Origin of the sequence: Serratia sp. 22264 (assembly GCF_052045345.1) — a bacterium.
Taxonomy (GTDB): domain Bacteria; phylum Pseudomonadota; class Gammaproteobacteria; order Enterobacterales; family Enterobacteriaceae; genus Serratia; species Serratia plymuthica.
The window spans coordinates 428,417-446,753 of the sequence record NZ_JBQEOY010000003.1 but is presented as its reverse complement, the minus strand read 5'-3'; the positions used below and the strand labels follow the sequence as shown (position 1 = coordinate 446,753).

Genomic DNA, 18,337 nt, shown 5'->3' with positions numbered 1-18,337 from the left:
TATTCCCTGTCCGGCAACCGGGCAATATGTCGCTCACGGCCACCATGACGGGCTGTTCGCTAAATTAGATAGTGCCGCAAACTTTATCTGTCAGTTCCGCAGGGAACTGCATAGCCTGCATGATGTGTTCAACCATGCTGCGTTTACGACCGGTGTTGGTATTGGTGATCACCCAGTAAGGCGTACCCGGAACGTGCTTTGGCTTGGTATGCGTTCCGTTCGCCAGCAGGGTTTGTTGATCGCCGGCAAAATAGGTGCGGGTACGACCATGCAATGCATCGGTAGCTGCGGCAAAGCCCGCCGCATCGAGGGTATACAGGGTCGAAAGAACCAGCATGAAACGATTCACGGCTCTGCTCTGCTCGGCATATTCGTCCGACAGCAGCAGCTCGCGCACCGCGCGTACGCGATCGCGAGGACGCTGCGCGGCGGCGACTTTTTCCTGCTCGGCGCTCTGAGCACTGGCGGCAGGTGCGGCGCGCAATGGCTGGCCTGCGGTAAACTTCAACATACGGCGCAAAATATCGGACGCGCTCTCACCAATATGTTGCGTGTGGCTGGCAATATAACGGTAAAGCTCTTCGTCGACTTCAATAGTTTTCATCTTTATCCAGTACTGTTTTTTTCTACTTAGAACCTGAAGCCAGATCCTGCATTCAAGCCATGGGATTATAAGGTTAAAAGCGCAAGGGCGAACACAACTATGTGCCTGCGGGCGGAAAAAGCAGACTAATACCTATAGCCGGCGCTGCCAAGCCCGAAACAAGAAAAATCCGAGTTATTATACCCTATGGATTTCAAGTTTCCGCCAACAAGGCTGAAGCTTGAAAGGCGACGGGTATATTCGTCGTGTGTTTTAATCATGATACCCTAATCTGAATCTCTCTCAGTATGAACTTCGCCATGAAATTACATTATCAACTGTTGGCCACCGACTCCTCCGCCCTGCCGGTCGTGCTGATCCACGGGCTGTTCGGCAATCTGGACAACCTGGGCGTGCTGGCGCGCGATCTGAATCAACAGCACAGCGTGATTAAAGTCGATCTGCGTAACCACGGCCTTTCGCCGCGTTCTGCGGTAATGACCTATCCGGAAATGGCGCAGGACCTGCTGGCGCTGCTCGATGAGTTGCAGTTGGAGAAGGCGATTGTGATCGGCCACTCTATGGGCGGCAAAGCGGCAATGGCGCTGACGGCGATCGCCCCCGAACGGGTTGAAAAGCTCATTGTTATCGACGTGGCGCCGGTGGATTACCGCACTCGTCGCCACGACGAGATTTTCGCCGCCTTAAAAGCGGTGAGTGCGGCCGGCATCACCCAACGCCAGCAGGCCGCGGAGTTGATGCGCAGCTACCTGCAGGAAGAAGGCGTGATCCAGTTCCTGCTGAAGTCCTTTCATCAGGGCGAGTGGCGCTTTAACCTGCCGGTACTGATCGACCAATACGAAAACGTCACCGGCTGGCAAGACGTCCCCGCATGGCCGCACCCGACGTTGTTTATCCGCGGCGGCCTGTCGCCCTATGTGCAAGACAGCTACCGTGGAGATATCGCGCGTCAGTTCCCGCAGGCGCGAGCGCACGTGGTTGCCGGCACAGGCCACTGGGTTCACGCGGAAAAACCGGAGGCGGTACTGCGCGCCATCCACCGTTTTCTCGACGAAGCCTGAATAAAAACCGCCCTCTGGCGAAAAAACGCGCTAAAGATAACGGCTTAGCGCGTTTTCGGCTCAGTTAAACATTGTCGTTGCTCTATCTGCTGGGGTAATATGGCGCGCTATAATTTTGCCGCCCTGCTCAGCGTGTTCAGTAACGCCAGGCTGGGGGTAAATTTGGGTTAGGGTTTATTGGCCCGAAGTGTGTTAACCGAACCGTCCGGAAGCGTATACGCTTTTTGATGCAAACTCCCTTGCAGTACCGCTACCTATGGCAAAAGAACAAACGGATCGCACGACGCTGGATCTGTTCGCAGATGAACGCCGTCCGGGGCGCCCGAAAACCAACCCGCTATCCCGAGATGAACAGCTTAGAATCAATAAGCGTAATCAGCTTCGACGCGATAAAGTCCGTGGCTTACGGCGTGTGGAACTGAAAATCAACGCGGATGCGGTGGACGCCCTGAACAAACTGGCGGAACAGCGCAATATCAGCCGCAGCGAGCTTATTGAGCAAATGCTGCTGGCACAACTGGCGGATGAACAGCCGGAACATTGATCTTTGCAGCCGCACATGCGGCGCGGTGTTATGGATGACACCGATCAACACCGTTTTATTCCTCCCGGCATCGCATAAACGCGATAAAACCCCGGGGTAAATCTCTGGCATGATACGCACTTACCGGTAAGAGGCAGATTCTTGCCATGTCATCATTTTAATCGGTGTTATCGCGTTCAACGCTAACATCGTGCAATGCAATTAATTGAATTTAAAGGTTATACGCGATATGGCTAATGTAGGCATTTTCTTTGGCAGCGACACTGGCAATACCGAAAACATTGCCAAGATGATCCAGAAAATTCTTCAGCAGCAGTTTGGCAAAGAGGTGTCGGAAATCCGCGACATCGCCAAAAGCAGCAAAGAGGATCTGGAAGCTTTCGACATTCTGCTGTTGGGTATTCCTACCTGGTACTACGGCGAAGCCCAGTGCGATTGGGATGACTTCTTCCCGACGCTGGAAGAAATCGATTTCAACGGCAAGCTGGTTGCGCTGTTCGGCTGTGGCGATCAGGAAGACTATGCGGAATATTTCTGTGATGCGATGGGCACCATCCGCGACATCATCGAGCCACGCGGCGCCGCGATTGTAGGCCACTGGCCGACCAAGGGTTACCACTTCGAAGCATCGAAAGGGTTGGCGGATGACAATTTCTTCATCGGCCTGGCGATTGACGAAGATCGTCAACCGGAATTGACCAACGAACGCGTCGCAGCCTGGGTGAAGCAGATCAGCGAAGAACTGAGCCTGGCCGATATCGTCGGCTAACCCTCAAAGGTTGAACAAAAGCCCTGCAAAGTGCATAGTGTTGCCAGCAGGGCCGTTCATCGGTAGCACGGATTTCTGCAATAGAAGCTACATGTTTGTAACTTCCCACATCGTCAAGGTAGACTGAGATATCGGTTTATCCCATCCATCAAGACGTTGCGTGTGTAACATGCAATTGTGCCATGATATCTTTGTTAACAACCGGCGGTTTCCATTTAGGGCAACCGGTTCTATAATGACACGCAATTAACTCTTTGTGCCGACCGATGCCACAGGCAAGAATGCCTCAACTTGATTAGCATAGTAACAGGACTGAATCCGCATGACTGACAACAACACCGCATTGAAGAAGGCCGGCCTAAAAGTCACGCTTCCGCGACTCAAAATCCTGGAAGTACTGCAAAATCCGGAATGCCATCACGTCAGTGCGGAAGATTTGTACAAAAAACTGATCGACATGGGCGAAGAAATTGGCCTGGCGACGGTTTACCGCGTACTGAACCAGTTTGATGATGCCGGGATTGTGACCCGTCACAACTTCGAAGGCGGCAAGTCCGTGTTCGAATTGACCCAACAACATCACCACGATCACCTGATTTGCCTGGATTGCGGCAAAGTGATCGAATTCAGCGATGAGTCTATCGAAGTGCGTCAGCGTGATATCGCCAAGCAGCACGGCATCAAGCTCACCAACCATAGCCTCTACCTGTATGGTCACTGTGAAATCGGTGATTGCCGTGAAGACGACACCTTGCACGACAAAAAATAATGCCCTAAACCGGTATTGAGAACCGCCTTAACGGCGGTTTTTTTATGCCTCCAGATGAGGGCAAAAAAATCCCCGGACAGGCCCGGGGAAAATCACATCAGAAAGACAACAATTGCAGCGGCACTTCTCCACGGTACTTCTCTCACTTCCCACTGACGCTCACGTCACCGTCAACTCACCCGCCGACACGCGGATGGGCAAACTCGTCACAATGCATATTCAAGAAACAGCAGCCGATCGAAGAAAATCGGCCAGGCATAGTCGAAAACGCCACGAACGCGAAACCCTTTGTTCAGGTAGATTTGGCAGGCATCGCTGCTTTGCCATACGCATAGCACGATATGTTTCGCCCGGCGCTGCTGCGCCTGCTGCTTAATCAGGGCAAACAGGGGGGTAAAATAGCCCTGTCCGCGGAATCGGCTCTCGATGGCCAGGCTGCAGACAAAGTAATCGTCCGCACCGCACTGGCTGTGCACAAAATCGTCGTAGGCCTCATCAAGCGGCTTTATTTCATCGCGATATAGATAGCTCGCCTCAACGCCATACAACTCGTCGAGACTCGCCGCCGTGAAAAATCCGATAAACGCCCCGCACCGATCGTAAGCCAGGGTAATCAGATCCAGATAGGGGTCGATATTTTGCGCCTGCTGCAGCGATACCAGATCCATCCCGGCCGGGTTGCCGGCAGAGCAGTATTCCAGGTAGCTGGTGGCAAAAAGCAGCTTCGCCATGCGGATCCTGTCCGCTTCGCCAGCTTGCCGCCCCGGCAGAAAATGCAGCCCGCCCTGCGCTAGCGGCAATGCCGCATCGCCCGCTCCGACGGTTAACCGCCAGTAATTGCCCTCGTCGATCTGCCGCCGGTTATCGGCTATCAAATACTCGCCAAAAAGCTGGTTCACCCGATCCAGCGCGCGGTCATGGGACAGCACCGAATAGTAATGGTAGTGATCGATATCGGACCTTATCTGCGCCGGGTAGGCCATGCGCGGCACTTCATCGACGGTAAATATTTCCGCGTGGCGCGCCAGATCCGTCGGTTGCTCAAGCTGCCAATCCACCTGCTCCAGCCGGCTTATACACTGTCGATAGCTGCGCAGTTCCTCCTCCCCGAGCGGCAACGTCTCATTGGTGAGCACATCCTCCAACAGGCGCATGCCGCGGATACCACAGGTCACCGCCTGCGGAACAGCGTCATAATGAACCCCATGATCCTTGCAAAAACTATCGTGGCTAAGGACAGTCCTGCCGATGTGGCGGCACCACAACAGATAAAACGCGTCGAACAGCCTTCTTTCATAAAGGGGGCTTTTATCCGGCACGCCACTGCTTTGCGCCGCATAGATCTGATCCAGACCCGCCAATATTTTGCACAGCGACCTATCGCCGCTGCGGCCAATGATCATCCCGGTTTCATCCAGAAACAAATTCAACCCGCTGACGTGGCTGACCTCGCCATTGGGCAGAAACTGAAGGTAATCAGGCACTTCGGGTTTCAGCAGGAAAAACGTCGCCGAACGGTGCGGTAGAGTGTCGATATCCATATACATTCCGCCCATTTCAATCAGGATCAAAAAGCGAAAGTAGTCAGAAAGCGTGGCGTAATAGCGCTTATCATGGAGCGCGTGGATAAAATCCAGGTTACCGCCGACCCTTTTTTGCGCCAGTTCGCTCAGCGAATGCACCTGCAACCGGTGGTTGCCGGCATCGAACTCCCCCAGCAGACCGCCTTTCACTTCCGAAGCTGGGGAAAAGTACGCCTCATTTTTGAGTTGCCGCGCATCCCATACCCACAACATCCCGACCCATTCGTCGGCGGTTGTGTTGCGAACAGCCTGCTGCGCATCTCCCCATTGGGAAATAACCTCTCTGGCATCGTCGGGAATCGCACCGCCCAACCAAATGCGGTGCAGCAATTTTTCCTGCGCGGCCAGCGGACGAGTAGGAACGCAGAACAACGAGGAGCACTGCGCGGCATCGAATAAACGCCCTTGCTCAACCAGCCACGCCCGCAGCTGGCTGACCCCACGCCGGTACTGTTCCAGCAACGCCGGGGAACGCTGGCGCTGAGATTTCACGAACGCTAACTTCAGGTTATTGATCCAGGCCTCATAGTCGGCACGAAACAGCTCATGCTGCATCAATCCCAAATGCTCGTCATCAAGCTTCATCGTCAGCCTCCCACCAGCGGTGTACAATGGCCGTATCCCTGTGGATTCTTGCTCTGCCAATGCCAGGCGTCGCGAACCATTTTTTCCAGGCTTCTTTTGGCTTTCCAGCCTAATTTTTCCGCCGCCAGCGTCGGATCAGACCAACACTCGGCAATATCTCCTGCACGGCGCGGGTTAATTTGATAGGCGATTTTAAATCCGCAGGCGCGTTCAAATGCCTGGATAATCTCCAGCACCGAATAGCCTTTGCCGGTGCCCAGGTTATACACGTTAAAACCCGGTCGCAGATTATCCAGCGCTTTCAAATGCCCTTCGGCCAGATCCATCACGTGAATATAATCACGTACCCCGGTGCCATCGCTGGTGGGATAGTCGTTGCCATACACCGGCAACACCGCAAGTTTGCCAATAGCCACCTGTGCCAGATAAGCCAGAAGATTATTGGGAATGCCTGCGGGATCTTCACCGATCAAACCAGACTCGTGCGCCCCGGCCGGGTTAAAATAACGTAGCGCGGTGATCGCCATCTGCGGTGCGGTTCTGGCAAACTCCGCCAAAATCTGTTCCACAATAAACTTGGAGGTGCCATAAGGATTCGTCGTCTGCCCGACGCGGCAACTCTCCGTGAGCGGGGTATATTCCGCCGGCCCGTAAACGGTGGCGGAAGAGCTGAAAATAAATTTCCGAACACCGGCATGGCGCATTCTGTCCAACACAATCAGCGAGCCGGAAATGTTATTTTGATAATATTTCAGCGGCTCCTCGGTAGATTCTCGAACCGACTTCAACCCGGCGAGATGAATAACCGCCTGAATATCATGCTGGCGAAAGAGGTGATCCAGTAAATGATGTTCTTGAATATCCCCTTGATAGAAAATCACTTTTTTACCGGTCAGCCTCTCTACCCGAAACAACGACTCCGGCGAACTGTTGGACAAATTGTCCAACACGACAACCTCCTCTCCCCTTTCCAGCAATGCCAATACCGTATGCGAACCGATATAACCGGCACCGCCCGTCACTAATATAGCCATCATGTATCCTTGTTTGTGTTTAAAAATAAACGACTCACTCAGAAACTACTAAACTTCCCGGACTTTCCCCCCCACGGGCAAAGCAATTAAAAGCAGTACTACGGCTAACAAATAAACGGAGAAGTGCGGCCCATATTCGGTCAGAAAACCTTGTAATATTCCGGCCAGGATCACGCCGGTTGAAATACTGTTGGTAAACAACGTGGTGGCCATTCCCGCCCGATCCGGCATCAGATCTTGAAAATACAGCATGCCGACGGTGGCGATAATGCCGATAAATATCGCGTTAAACACCTGTAAAGCCAGCAATCCGCCGGCCGAGGTAAACCACAACATGCCGGCGTAAAACACAATGCCGGCCACCATGGCCCCCGCCATCATCGGGCGTTTGCCTATTGTGTTCACATAACGTCCGGCCAGAATCATGATCGGGATCTCGACTGCGGCGGCAAGCCCCATGACCCAACCGGTCAGGCTATGCGGCAGGCCCAGCCCGGCGGTGATATACAGCGGCACGTCGATCAAATACATGGCGCTGCAGGTCCACATCAATACCGAGGCGCAAAACAGCAGGCCAACGTCTTTATCGAAGGCCCCTTTTTGCCGCAACGGCGGATCAATATCAACGTTGCCCTCTTCGGCTCGCACCACCCCGGGCAATATCCACCAAGCCAGCAGCGTGACCAACAAGAATAGGCCGGCGGCAAAAATAAACATGGCCGTGAAGCCGTAATTCATCACCAGCATAAAAGCCAATGGCGGACCAAAGACCCAGGCAAGCGAAAGCTGGGCGCGCATCATTGCGCTAAACATCGCCACGTTATGCGACGTTTTCTCTCCATATTCACGCGCCAGGGCAAATAATTGCGGTATCGCCGTATTGGCGATAGCGGTTAACAACACGCCTGCCGTAATTAACGTCAAATAATTGCGGTTAAACGCAAACAGCAGGCAGTTGCCCGCAGCCAATAAATAACAGATTAAAATCAGATTGCGCCGATCACGCCGGCGATCTGATTTTTTTGCCAGCAAGAAACTGACCACGATGCCCGTGCCGGCGTTAACCGCGTAAAAAAGCCCGACCCATAACGACGTGACCTGCACTTCAGTAGTAAGAAACAGGCTCAGCGTCGGTATTTGCAGTGCGCCGGCAATACCGGAGCAAAAAGCGACGACCAGAAACGTCAGCCGTATCGAATTCATGATTGATTACCGCCGAACGTTACCGTTGAAAAAAATGGCCCGCCTGCAATCAGACGGGCCACGGTTAAGGCTTACACTTTCTCTGCACGGCTATAACGCTTGCCATCCGGGCTTACCGCCCGAATCTGCACGTCGCCGGCTACCGCAGGTTTGGCTTTGCCGTCATAACGCTGCCAATGTTTGCCGCCATCGATGGAATACTCAATGCCCAGGCCCGGCAGCGAAATATTGGCTTCCAGCTTGCCGCCCACCACGCGGGCGCCCGGAACCGGCAAGCGATAGCTCACCCCGCCCTTGTCCAGTTTCGCCAACTCGCGCTGCCCCAGGATATTGGCAAAACGCAGCCAGTCCCGATCCAATTGCTTGCCGTCGACAAAATGGGTTTCCCCGCCTTTATACTCACGTCCCGCCCGGTAATCCTGTTCCCAACCGGCGCGGTGCCATGCGCGTTCGGCCACCGACAGTGAGCGAGGGAAAATCATGTATTCCATTTGCGGATCGGTGCGTTGGGTTTCACTCCACATCTGCGCGGAGATGCCGTAAGCGCCCGGCCACGGCTTGTCGCTCTTGGCGGTAAAGTGATTGCCGTCGCGGTCAACCGAGGTTTCGGCGTTCTGCGGCAGGTTGTTCGGCGCGAAGCTGAACATTTTCCGTTCGTCGCTGAAGCGAGTTCCCCAGTAGTAGCCGCGTTCGTCCGGGTTCACCTCATACGGGAAGTCCATGTAGACGTAATCCGGGTTGGAAAGGATAACTTCGTAACCTTTGTTCGCCCAATCGTTCGCGCTATCGAAACCGCCCCAATACAGGGTATCCCAGAAGTTCACCCCAACGCGTTGGGTAGCGAATGCCTTGGCGTCTTTCGCATCTTTCAGGCCATCCTGCCAGGCCTGCATTCTGTCAATGCCGTGCGCCTTCACCTGTTGGCTGACTTCCAGCCCGAAATAGCTTGGCAGGTGCTCCATATCGGCCACTTTGCCTTCTTTAATCATCGCTTGGCACACCTGAGATTTCGCCCAAGGTTTGTCTTCCTTGCTCTGATCGATAATGCCTTTGCCCGCCTCCGGCTTGGTCAGATTGGTATAGCCCGCGCCCAAGCGAATGTTTTTCGCCTCATCGCCGCCAAAGTGCCAGGTGCGCAGCGGCTGCCCTGCCTCTTTGTGCATCTGGGCAATCTCGCCGATTACCTTGTCGACAAAGCGCTTGGATGAGTCCAGACACGGATTCAGGTAGCTCTGACGGTTAAAATACTGTACCGAGGTGGTATTTGAGGTATCGGTCGGGTCTACCAGACGGAACTCGTCGGCCTCTTTCTCTTTCCCGACGGCATGCAGCTTTTTGTAGCGCGCCTCCATCGAAACCACCGCCGCACGGGCATGCGCCGGCATATCGATTTCCGGGATCACCTCAATCTGGCGCGCCTGGGCGTATTTGATAATGTCGATGTAATCCTGACGCGAGAAGAACCCGCCATACACGTCGGGCCCCTGGCCGTATTGCGGCAGCAGGCAGGTGGTTTCGCTCAGGTCGTGACAACGTTGTCCCCCTACTTCGGTCAACTCCGGCAGGCCCGGGATCTCGATGCGCCAGCCTTCGTCATCGCTCAGGTGGAAGTGGAATTTATTGAGTTTGTAAGCCGCCATCTGATCGAGCAAACGCAGCACCGCATCCTTCTGGTGGAAGTTGCGCGCTACGTCGAGGAAAATGCCGCGATACTGGAAGCGCGGCGCATCTTTAGCGTCCAGCGTGGCAATATTGGCGCTGCCGTCTGTCGGGACAAGCGACAAAATAGACTGCAGGCCATAGAACACCCCGGCCTGATCGAAGCCGATGACCCGCGCTTCCTTGTTGCCAATCTTCAGCTCATAAGCGCCCGGCACCGCCAGCTCACCTTTAAATTTACCCGGCTGGATATCGGTTTTGATTGGATAACCGCCCGCATTGTTGGTCACCCCCAGCAGCGCAAAGCGTTCAGCCGCCGCGTCGGCAGCAGGCTTGCTCAACGCGCTCAGTTCAAGCGCCACGCCTTTGCTCAGATCCACATCCTGCGGGTGCACTTTCACTTCCAGCGGCGTCGGCACGATTTGGCCACGCAGCGATGCTGCCGGTAAGGTTTTCAGCTCGGCGTTTTTAGTGAAACGGGAGGCCGGCGTCATCAGGATATTGTTGTCATCCTTGGTGCGCTTCCACTGGTCGCCGGTAAAAGGCGCAACGAACTGATTCAGATCTTCGGTATCGGTATTAACCAGAACTTTTGGCTTGGCATCGCCGGAGGTCGCGTACCAGCGCGGCACGAAGTCGGTTTTAAACAGCTGCCAGTATTCCGCAATAATCGGAATTTCCACCGTTTTACCGGCCGGGAACCCGGTAAATTTATCGGTCGGCTCCAATTTGTACAGATCACCGGTCAAATGAGAGACCCTAAACTGGTCGTTATCCACTCTCATGGTCTGGCGGGCACTGTGAAAATAAATCGCCCAGTCTTGGCCTTTAATGTCCTGATTATCGTTGGTCAGGCTGATCACGACTTTATTGCAGGCCGCCCAGTCGGCACCCAGCTTGCCACAGCCCAGGCCGCTGTCGGCCGCGCGGTTGTCCACCATCTTTAAATTCAGTTTTAACTGGCTCAGTTGATCCACCAGCTGTTGATCGGCCATTGCGTTCCCCACGCCGCCAAACAATCCAACGGTCGCCGTCAGGGCAGCAAGCGCGTTCAATTTAAATTTGTTCATCGTTAACATCATCCTTAATTAATTGTTATTTTCGCGGATCTCTTTCCAAATCTTGCCGCATTTGGCGTCGTAGGCCTGGCCGTTACCGCTGTGGGCTGCCTGAATGCAGCTTTGATAATCCATCACGCGTACCGTTTCCTGCGCGGCAAACTGTTGGTGCTGCTTTTCTTGCCGCAGCACGTTCAGCACCGCCTGGCACGACTGCAGTTTTTCCGGCGAACCTTCCGCAGTGTTAATGCAGGCGCTGTACGCCTGTTTCAATTTGGTATCTTCCGGCGGTGCGGCGGGCTGCACACAGGCATTCAGCGTGACCACGGCGGCCAACGCCAGCATCATTTTTTTCATCGTTATATTCCCTTTTAAGCGTCCCCGGCGTCACCGCCGGGGACGGCATCAGAAGATGGTGAATGGCGCGATAACCATGAATTTAACGTCTTTCTCATCCTGGAAGATGTTGCCGTAACCGCCGCTCCAGCTTGGGATATTGGTGTGATTGTCGTACTGGGTGTAATGCAGTTTCAGCAAGGTGCCTTTGGCGCGGCCTTCCTGAACGGTGTACATGGCGTCCAGACTCCAGGCGCTCTCTTTCAGGCGCTGGCTCTGATCGTAGATCGGGTTGGTGCTTGGTTTGGCATCCCAGGCATACACGTAAGAACCGCCCACCGCCATGCCCGGAAGATTCCAGTTGCTCAGGTCGTACATCACGCCGGCATAAACGGCTTTCTCGCCGTTGGCGTTGAAGTCGGAGCGGTTATCCCACCACACGTCGAGGCGGCCGTTGGAGGAGGCGTAGGTTGGCGTCATACGCTGCAGGAAGAAACCCTGATTGCCTTCGGCTTTCACCATGGTGCCTTCCAGCCGCCAGTTGAACTGACCGGTGGTGTAACCGAAGGTCAACGCCTGCAGCCAGGCCAGGCCGTCGTAAATGCTGTTAGCATCGTTTTTGTCGCTGATGCGGTCTTCCGCGCCATAGAACTGGTAGCTGGTGGTTAACGGGTTGCCCAACAGATCGAACTTATAAGACGCCTTGGTGAAGTATTGGTTTACATAGCCCTGGGCCTGACCGAACGCCGCTTCCAGCACCAAATCATTTTTGAAGTCGTACTTGGCGCCTAATGAGTGCAGGTAAGACACGCCGGTTTTTTTATCGTTTTGGCGGAAGTCGTCCATCTCGATATGCCATGGCGCCTTGTACTTGTTGGTCCACATGTAGGAGAAGCTCAACGCGCCGGCATCGCCGTAGTCAAACTTGGCGCCGGCCTCGGCCCCCTGATAGGTGCCAGGCATAAAACTCCAGTGCGGTGCCAACAGCGTCTGACCGCTTGGCTGGATATAACCGGCACGCGCCCAAAGCGGGCCGTATTTGAACTTACCGGCCGCTTTATACAGGCTGATGCCGCCTTTGTCGCCGCTGTAGTCTTCATCATAGGTACGGTTTTTCGCGGAGAATGCGATTTCGTTCGGGTGGCCACTGGCACTGGACTCGGCCAGCTCAATGGCGGTGAACGCGCCCACGTCCAGACCGAACATATCCCAGGCATAGCCCGAAGCGAAATCCAGGCTCAGGTTGGCCGTCGAGTGCGACAGGTTGGTGGTGTATTTATTGTAATCGTCACTGGTCGGATTGAGATCTTTACGGTCGCGCTCACGTTGCCAGTAATAAATACCGCCGGTCAGCGTGGAATCATCGACAAACCCTGCGGCTTTCGCCTCGGGGGCCATGGCAAACCCTGTTCCCAACAGCGCACCCGCTATAGCGAGCGCCAGCGTTTTACGCTGAGCACCGTGCGTACCCATAATGAAATTCCTCTTTGACTTAACTTTAAAAGTTGCAGCCGCCCGTGTTCACCACTGCCCTGCACGACTGCCAATAAAAAACCCAATCGGGTAAAAAAATATTGCGGCGGGGTGAAATCCCCACAGCACTTATTGCTATAGACAGACTATTTTTCGCGACGCGAATTATCAAATGAAAAATGAGAGAGATTTGTCAAAGTATGACAAAGAGCACATATCGATGAGATATCGTTACGCCGCTATGCAATGAGGATGTCGAATAAAAAATTCAATAAAATCAGAATAAATATTGATACAAGGTCAATCAGAGACGATTAATGGTTTCAGCTCAATGAAAATCGTCAGCCAGAAAGGAAACCATGAGAGCGCTCTCCAAATAACATTAATTCGCATCACGAATATATAAGATAATATTAACTGAAGGAGGCTTTATATCAAGGAATTGATGATTAACCGCTGTGATGAAAGTTTTAAATCAGATTGATGAAATGAGGCATGATCGGAGGGGAAAAGAGGCGAACACCATAAAAAAAGCGCAACCGAAGTTGCGCTTTCATCCATCAGCGTTGTATCACGCTCAGGCGTCGATTTTCGCCCAAGTGTCACGCAGGCCAACGGTGCGGTTAAATACCAGATGCTCAGCCGAAGAGTCGCGGCTGTCGGCGCAGAAATAGCCTTCACGTTCGAACTGGTGGGCTTTTTCCGGCTGTGCGGCAGCCAGGCTTGGTTCCACGAAGCCATGCTTGACGACCAGCGACTCCGGGTTGATGGTGGCGAGGAAGTCCTCTGCCGCCGCCGGGTTCGGCACGTTGAACAGGCGATCGTACAGGCGGATTTCCGCCGGCAGCGCATGCGCAGCGGAAACCCAGTGGATCACGCCCTTCACCTTGCGGCCATCGGCAGGATCCTTGCTCAGCGTGTCCGCATCGTAGCTGCAGAAGATGGTGGTGATCTCACCCTCGGCGTCCTTCTCAACGCGTTCAGCCTTGATCACATACGCATTGCGCAGACGCACTTCTTTGCCCAGCACCAGACGCTTGTATTGCTTGTTGGCTTCTTCGCGGAAGTCGGCGCGATCGATATAAATCTCACTGCTGAACGGCACTTCGCGGCTGCCCATTTCCGGCTTGTTCGGGTGGTTAGGCATGGTGACCATTTCAACACCTTCCGCCCGGTTCTCGATGATCACTTTCACCGGATCCAGCACGGCCATCGCACGCGGTGCGTTCTCGTTCAGATCCTCACGAATGCATGCTTCCAGCGCCACCATTTCGACGTTGTTATCCTGCTTGGTCACGCCGATGCGCTGGCAGAACTCACGGATCGACGCTGCGGTATAACCACGGCGGCGCAGACCGGAAACGGTCGGCATACGCGGGTCATCCCAGCCTTCAACGATGTTCTCGGTCACCAACTGGTTCAGCTTGCGCTTCGACATGATGGCGTACTCAAGATTGAGACGCGAGAACTCGTACTGACGCGGATGGCAAGGGATGGTGATGTTATCCAGCACCCAGTCATACAAACGGCGGTTGTCCTGGAACTCCAGCGTACACAGCGAATGGGTGATCCCTTCCAGCGCATCGGAAATGCAGTGGGTGAAATCGTACATCGGATAGATGCACCACTTGTTGCCGGTCTGATGGTGTTCCGCAAATTTAATGCGGTACAGCACCGGATCGCGCATCACGATGAACGGTGAAGCCATGTCAATTTTGGCTCGCAGGCAGGCAGCGCCTTCGGCAAACTCGCCCTTGCGCATTTTCTCAAACAGCGCCAGGTTCTCTTCCACGCTGCGGCCGCGATACGGGCTGTCTTTGCCAGGCGCCGTCAGGCTGCCGCGATATTCGCGGATCTGCTCAGGCGACAGTTCGTCGACATAGGCCAGACCTTTGTTGATCAGCTCAACCGCATAGTGGTGCAATTGATCGAAGTAATCCGAGGAGTAACGGACGTTGCCGCTCCACTCAAAGCCCAGCCACTCTACGTCGTGCTTGATTGACTCAACGAATTCGATGTCTTCTTTTACCGGGTTGGTGTCATCGAAACGCAGGTTGCACTGCCCCTGATAATCCTGGGCGATGCCGAAGTTCAGGCAGATGGATTTGGCATGGCCGATATGCAGATAGCCATTTGGCTCCGGCGGGAAACGGGTATGTACCGACGCGTGTTTCCCTGACGCCAGATCTTCATCGACGATCTGACGGATAAAATTGGTTGGGCGGGCTTCAGCCTCACTCATTTGACTATTCCTCAATGCAAAGCGCTACACATAACCGCCTATGATCCAACAAGCCACGCCCGGAAACAACCGTTTGTTTCACGAAAAATGCGCCGCGCTGCACCGCAATAGACCACAGCACCACAACGGGGCAAATTGCGCCCATAAAAAAGCGGGAAGAGATCGCTCTCTTCCCGCCAAAGGTAGGGTGTGTTCCGTCATGACTCGTTAAACACCCTGGGTACTACTCAGGTAAAACAGTTTACTTCTGGATGTCGAACAGCTTGGTCTGGCCGGCCACCACGGAACCGGTCGCCAGCGCCGCAAGGCCGGCGTAGTCGTCAGAGTTGCTGACCACCACCGGGCTTATCATCGAGCGGGCATTGGCGTTCAGGAAGTCCAGATCCAGCTCAAGAATCGGCTGGCCGGCTTTCACCTCAGCGCCCTCTTCTACCAAACGTTTGAACCCCTGACCGTTCAGCGCCACGGTGTCGATACCCATGTGCACCACGATCTCCGCGCCCTTGTCGGTTTCCAGACAGAAAGCGTGGTTGGTGTTGAAGATTTTCACGATAGTGCCGTCCGCCGGCGCCACCACGGTTTTGTCGGTCGGGCGGATAGCCACGCCGTCACCCACCGCTTTGCTGGCAAAGGCTTCATCAGGAACCTGATCCAACAACACCACTTCACCGGTTACCGGTGCCACCAGCGTCTCAAAAGCCACCTTAGGCGCATTAGGCACTGCTTGCGGCTTGGCTTCGGCAACAGGCGCGGCCGCCGGCGCTACAGTGGCAGCTATCGGACCTGCGGCGACCACATTGCGCATGGCGCTGGCAATCAGCTCCGCACGGGTGCCGACAATCACTTGCACACTTTGTTTGTTCAGGCGGATCACGCCGGAAGCGCCCAGACGTTTCGCCACCGCGTCGTTCACCAGCGCAGAGTCTTTCACGTTCAGACGCAGACGGGTGATACAAGCGTCGATGCCGGTCAGGTTGTCAGAACCGCCGATGGCGCCCACGTAACGGCGTGCCAGGGTAGTGGTTTCGTTTTCGTCTTTACCGCCGTCGGTACCAACGTTGACGTCATAACCGTCGGTTTCGTCACCGGCAACCGCCAGTTCGCGCCCTGGGGTCATCAGGTTGAACTTGTTGATGGTGAAGCGGAACACCACGTAGTAAATGGCGAAGAACACCAGGCCCTGCGGGATCAGCATGTACCAGTGGGTCGCCAATGGGTTACGTGACGACAGCACCATATCCACCAGACCGGCGCTGAAACCGAAACCGGCAATCCAGTGCATGCTGGCGGCGATGTATACCGAAATACCGGTCAGTATCGCGTGGATCACATACAACACTGGGGCCACGAACATGAAGGAGAATTCCAGCGGTTCGGTGATCCCGGTAAAGAAGGCGGCAAAGGCGCCCGCCATCATGATACCCAGCACTTTGGCTTTGTTTTCCGGACGTGCGCAGTGGTAGATCGCCAGTGCCGCCCCCGGCAGACCGAACATCATGATGGGGAAGAAGCCCGCCTGGTAACGGCCGGTGATGCCGACAACCGCTTTACCGGATTCGATAGACTGCTGGCCGCCGAGGAAGTTAGGGATATCGTTAATGCCGGCCACGTCGAACCAGAATACCGAGTTCAAGGCATGGTGCAGACCGACCGGGATCAGCAGACGGTTGAAGAATGCATAGATACCTGCGCCGGCAGAGCCCAGCTTCTGAATGTGTTCACCGAAGTTAACCAGGCCACCGAAGATCATCGGCCAGATATACATCAGGATGAAGGCCACCAGGATCATCAGGAAGGAGATCAGGATAGGCACCAGACGGCGGCCGCTGAAGAACGACAACGCCTTCGGCAACTCAACGCTGCTAAAGCGGTTGTAGACTTCGGCGGAGATGATACCCACCAGAATACCGACGAACTGGTTCTCAATCTTGCCAAACGCGGCAGGCACCTGGTCGAGAGGGATCTTCTGAATCATCGACACAGCGGCCGGTGAACACAGGGTGGTTAATACCAGGAAGCCGACAAAGCCGGTCAGCGCAGCGGCGCCGTCCTTGTCTTTGGACATGCCGTAAGCCACACCGACGGCGAACAGCACCGACATGTGTTCGATAATGGCAGAGCCGGATTTAATAAAGAAAGCAGCGAGAGCGTTGGAGGCGCCCCAACCAGTAGGGTCAATCCAATACCCGACGCCCATCAAGATCGCGGCGGCGGGCAGCGTGGCAACCGGCACCATCAAGGCGCGGCCCACTTTTTGCAAATAACTAAGAATGTTCACCTTTTCCCCCTATGTTGTCCGCGGACGGACCCTATTAGTAGTTTATTTAACTCTCTCACTACCTTTTAGAAATAACGCATGGCACGTATCACTCATGCGGAGTGTAAAAAAATTATTTCGTATCGCAAATTAAAAGCTCCTTTTTTGTGATTTATATCACCAAAAAGTAGTCTTAAGCTGCCACATTGCTAGCCATCACACAAAACTTATTTTATCATTCGAAAAATCATCGGGACTGACGCTTCACGTGAGAATCATAAAGTTGGATTACGCTTAGACTCTTATACAGGCCCGTACAGTATAGCTTTAGTTTACTTACCCAAAGAGGTGTTAGATGAGACTTATCCCACTGAAAGATACTGCACAAGTCGGCAAATGGGCCGCCCGCCATATCGTCCAGCGCATCAACGCATTCAAACCCACTGCGGAGCGTCCGTTTGTGCTCGGCCTGCCAACCGGCGGTACTCCGCTCGAAGCCTACAAACATCTGATTGCGATGCACAAAGCAGGTGAAGTAAGCTTTAAGCATGTTGTGACTTTCAACATGGATGAATACGTTGGCCTGCCGCAGGAGCACCCGGAAAGCTATCATACCTTCATGTACCGTAATTTCTTTGATCACGTTGATATTCCAAGTGAAAACATCAACCTGCTGAATGGCAATGCGCCGGACGTTGACGCCGAATGCCGTAAGTACGAAGAAAAAATCAAATCTTACGGTAAAATCCATCTGTTCATGGGCGGCGTCGGCGTTGACGGTCATATCGCGTTTAACGAGCCGGCTTCATCATTGGCGTCGCGTACCCGCATCAAAACGCTGACTGAAGATACCCGCATCGCCAACTCTCGCTTCTTCGGCGGGGATGTCAGCCTGGTGCCGAAATACGCGCTGACCGTAGGCGTAGGTACGCTGCTCGACGCAGAAGAAGTGATGATCCTGGTGACCGGCCATGCCAAGGCACAGGCGTTGGAAGCCGCAGTGGAAGGCAATATCAACCATATGTGGACCATCAGTTGCCTGCAGCTGCACGCCAAGGCGGTTGTGGTGTGCGATGAGCCTTCCACCATGGAACTGAAAGTCAAAACCGTTAAATACTTCCGCGAATTAGAAGCGGAAAGCGTTAAGAGTCTTTAATTTT

The 18,337-nt window shown here is 54.2% G+C and carries 14 protein-coding genes; 5 read left to right on the top strand and 9 right to left on the bottom strand.

Translation table 11 applies throughout. The features are described 5' to 3' along the window. Positions 1-64 precede the first annotated feature (64 nt). Positions 65-604 carry a replication initiation negative regulator SeqA gene (seqA, locus tag ACTJJ1_RS15530; protein ID WP_004949696.1) on the bottom strand — a complete coding sequence of 180 codons (540 nt, stop codon included), beginning with the start codon at positions 602-604 and terminating at the stop codon, positions 65-67. 287 nt (positions 605-891) lie between these two features. On the opposite strand from seqA, the gene ybfF reads away from it, so the two are divergent. The 4 genes from ybfF (at position 892) to fur (ending at position 3,747) form a co-directional block, all read left to right on the top strand. Then, on the top strand, positions 892-1,665 hold the full coding sequence (gene ybfF / locus ACTJJ1_RS15525; protein ID WP_440834358.1) for an esterase: 774 nt from the start codon (positions 892-894) through the stop codon (positions 1,663-1,665). Between the two features lie 256 nt (positions 1,666-1,921). Further along, positions 1,922-2,209: a LexA regulated protein gene (gene ybfE / locus ACTJJ1_RS15520; protein ID WP_004949692.1), complete on the top strand. Its 288-nt coding sequence runs from the start codon at positions 1,922-1,924 to the stop codon at positions 2,207-2,209. 229 nt (positions 2,210-2,438) lie between these two features. Beyond that, a complete protein-coding gene (gene fldA, locus ACTJJ1_RS15515) occupies positions 2,439-2,978 on the top strand; it encodes a flavodoxin FldA (RefSeq protein ID WP_004949690.1) in 540 nt (179 codons plus the stop codon). Between the two features lie 322 nt (positions 2,979-3,300). Further along, positions 3,301-3,747, top strand: coding sequence for a ferric iron uptake transcriptional regulator (gene fur / locus ACTJJ1_RS15510; RefSeq protein WP_004949689.1), 447 nt, complete (start codon positions 3,301-3,303; stop codon positions 3,745-3,747). A gap of 206 nt (positions 3,748-3,953) precedes the next feature. On the opposite strand, the gene ACTJJ1_RS15505 is transcribed toward fur, so the two are convergent. The 8 genes from ACTJJ1_RS15505 to nagE all read right to left on the bottom strand — a co-directional run bounded on the left by ACTJJ1_RS15505 (position 3,954) and on the right by nagE (position 17,198). Continuing rightward, positions 3,954-5,915, bottom strand: coding sequence for a glycosyltransferase (locus ACTJJ1_RS15505; protein ID WP_440834355.1), 1,962 nt, complete (start codon positions 5,913-5,915; stop codon positions 3,954-3,956). A gap of 2 nt (positions 5,916-5,917) precedes the next feature. Beyond that, on the bottom strand, positions 5,918-6,949 hold the full coding sequence (galE, locus tag ACTJJ1_RS15500; protein ID WP_004949685.1) for a UDP-glucose 4-epimerase GalE: 1,032 nt from the start codon (positions 6,947-6,949) through the stop codon (positions 5,918-5,920). Between the two features lie 48 nt (positions 6,950-6,997). Then, positions 6,998-8,152: an MFS transporter gene (locus ACTJJ1_RS15495; protein WP_202290259.1), complete on the bottom strand. Its 1,155-nt coding sequence runs from the start codon at positions 8,150-8,152 to the stop codon at positions 6,998-7,000. A 71-nt stretch (positions 8,153-8,223) separates the two neighbouring features. Next, on the bottom strand, positions 8,224-10,881 hold the full coding sequence (locus ACTJJ1_RS15490; protein WP_440834352.1) for a beta-N-acetylhexosaminidase: 2,658 nt from the start codon (positions 10,879-10,881) through the stop codon (positions 8,224-8,226). Between the two features lie 18 nt (positions 10,882-10,899). Continuing rightward, positions 10,900-11,226: a ChiQ/YbfN family lipoprotein gene (chiQ, locus tag ACTJJ1_RS15485; protein WP_004949677.1), complete on the bottom strand. Its 327-nt coding sequence runs from the start codon at positions 11,224-11,226 to the stop codon at positions 10,900-10,902. Between the two features lie 48 nt (positions 11,227-11,274). Further along, on the bottom strand, positions 11,275-12,678 hold the full coding sequence (chiP, locus tag ACTJJ1_RS15480) for a chitoporin ChiP (protein ID WP_004949673.1): 1,404 nt from the start codon (positions 12,676-12,678) through the stop codon (positions 11,275-11,277). A gap of 577 nt (positions 12,679-13,255) precedes the next feature. Continuing rightward, positions 13,256-14,920, bottom strand: a complete 1,665-nt coding sequence (gene glnS, locus ACTJJ1_RS15475; RefSeq protein WP_004949671.1) for a glutamine--tRNA ligase — start codon at positions 14,918-14,920, stop codon at positions 13,256-13,258. 241 nt (positions 14,921-15,161) lie between these two features. Next, positions 15,162-17,198: an N-acetylglucosamine-specific PTS transporter subunit IIBC gene (nagE, locus tag ACTJJ1_RS15470; protein WP_006324090.1), complete on the bottom strand. Its 2,037-nt coding sequence runs from the start codon at positions 17,196-17,198 to the stop codon at positions 15,162-15,164. 334 nt (positions 17,199-17,532) lie between these two features. On the opposite strand from nagE, the gene nagB reads away from it, so the two are divergent. Further along, entirely contained in the window at positions 17,533-18,333 is an 801-nt protein-coding gene (gene nagB / locus ACTJJ1_RS15465; protein WP_006324089.1) for a glucosamine-6-phosphate deaminase, read from the top strand. Positions 18,334-18,337 lie beyond the last annotated feature (4 nt).

What these genes read in the sequence shown, in the direction of transcription:
- seqA (WP_004949696.1), bottom strand. Translation starts at nt 604, where the DNA reads ATGAAAACTATTGAAGTCGACGAAGAGCTTTACCGTTATATTGCCAGC.
- ybfF (WP_440834358.1), top strand. Translation starts at nt 892, where the DNA reads ATGAACTTCGCCATGAAATTACATTATCAACTGTTGGCCACCGACTCC.
- ybfE (WP_004949692.1), top strand. Translation starts at nt 1,922, where the DNA reads ATGGCAAAAGAACAAACGGATCGCACGACGCTGGATCTGTTCGCAGAT.
- fldA (WP_004949690.1), top strand. Translation starts at nt 2,439, where the DNA reads ATGGCTAATGTAGGCATTTTCTTTGGCAGCGACACTGGCAATACCGAA.
- fur (WP_004949689.1), top strand. Translation starts at nt 3,301, where the DNA reads ATGACTGACAACAACACCGCATTGAAGAAGGCCGGCCTAAAAGTCACG.
- ACTJJ1_RS15505 (WP_440834355.1), bottom strand. Translation starts at nt 5,915, where the DNA reads ATGAAGCTTGATGACGAGCATTTGGGATTGATGCAGCATGAGCTGTTT.
- galE (WP_004949685.1), bottom strand. Translation starts at nt 6,949, where the DNA reads ATGGCTATATTAGTGACGGGCGGTGCCGGTTATATCGGTTCGCATACG.
- ACTJJ1_RS15495 (WP_202290259.1), bottom strand. Translation starts at nt 8,152, where the DNA reads ATGAATTCGATACGGCTGACGTTTCTGGTCGTCGCTTTTTGCTCCGGT.
- ACTJJ1_RS15490 (WP_440834352.1), bottom strand. Translation starts at nt 10,881, where the DNA reads ATGAACAAATTTAAATTGAACGCGCTTGCTGCCCTGACGGCGACCGTT.
- chiQ (WP_004949677.1), bottom strand. Translation starts at nt 11,226, where the DNA reads ATGAAAAAAATGATGCTGGCGTTGGCCGCCGTGGTCACGCTGAATGCC.
- chiP (WP_004949673.1), bottom strand. Translation starts at nt 12,678, where the DNA reads ATGGGTACGCACGGTGCTCAGCGTAAAACGCTGGCGCTCGCTATAGCG.
- glnS (WP_004949671.1), bottom strand. Translation starts at nt 14,920, where the DNA reads ATGAGTGAGGCTGAAGCCCGCCCAACCAATTTTATCCGTCAGATCGTC.
- nagB (WP_006324089.1), top strand. Translation starts at nt 17,533, where the DNA reads ATGAGACTTATCCCACTGAAAGATACTGCACAAGTCGGCAAATGGGCC.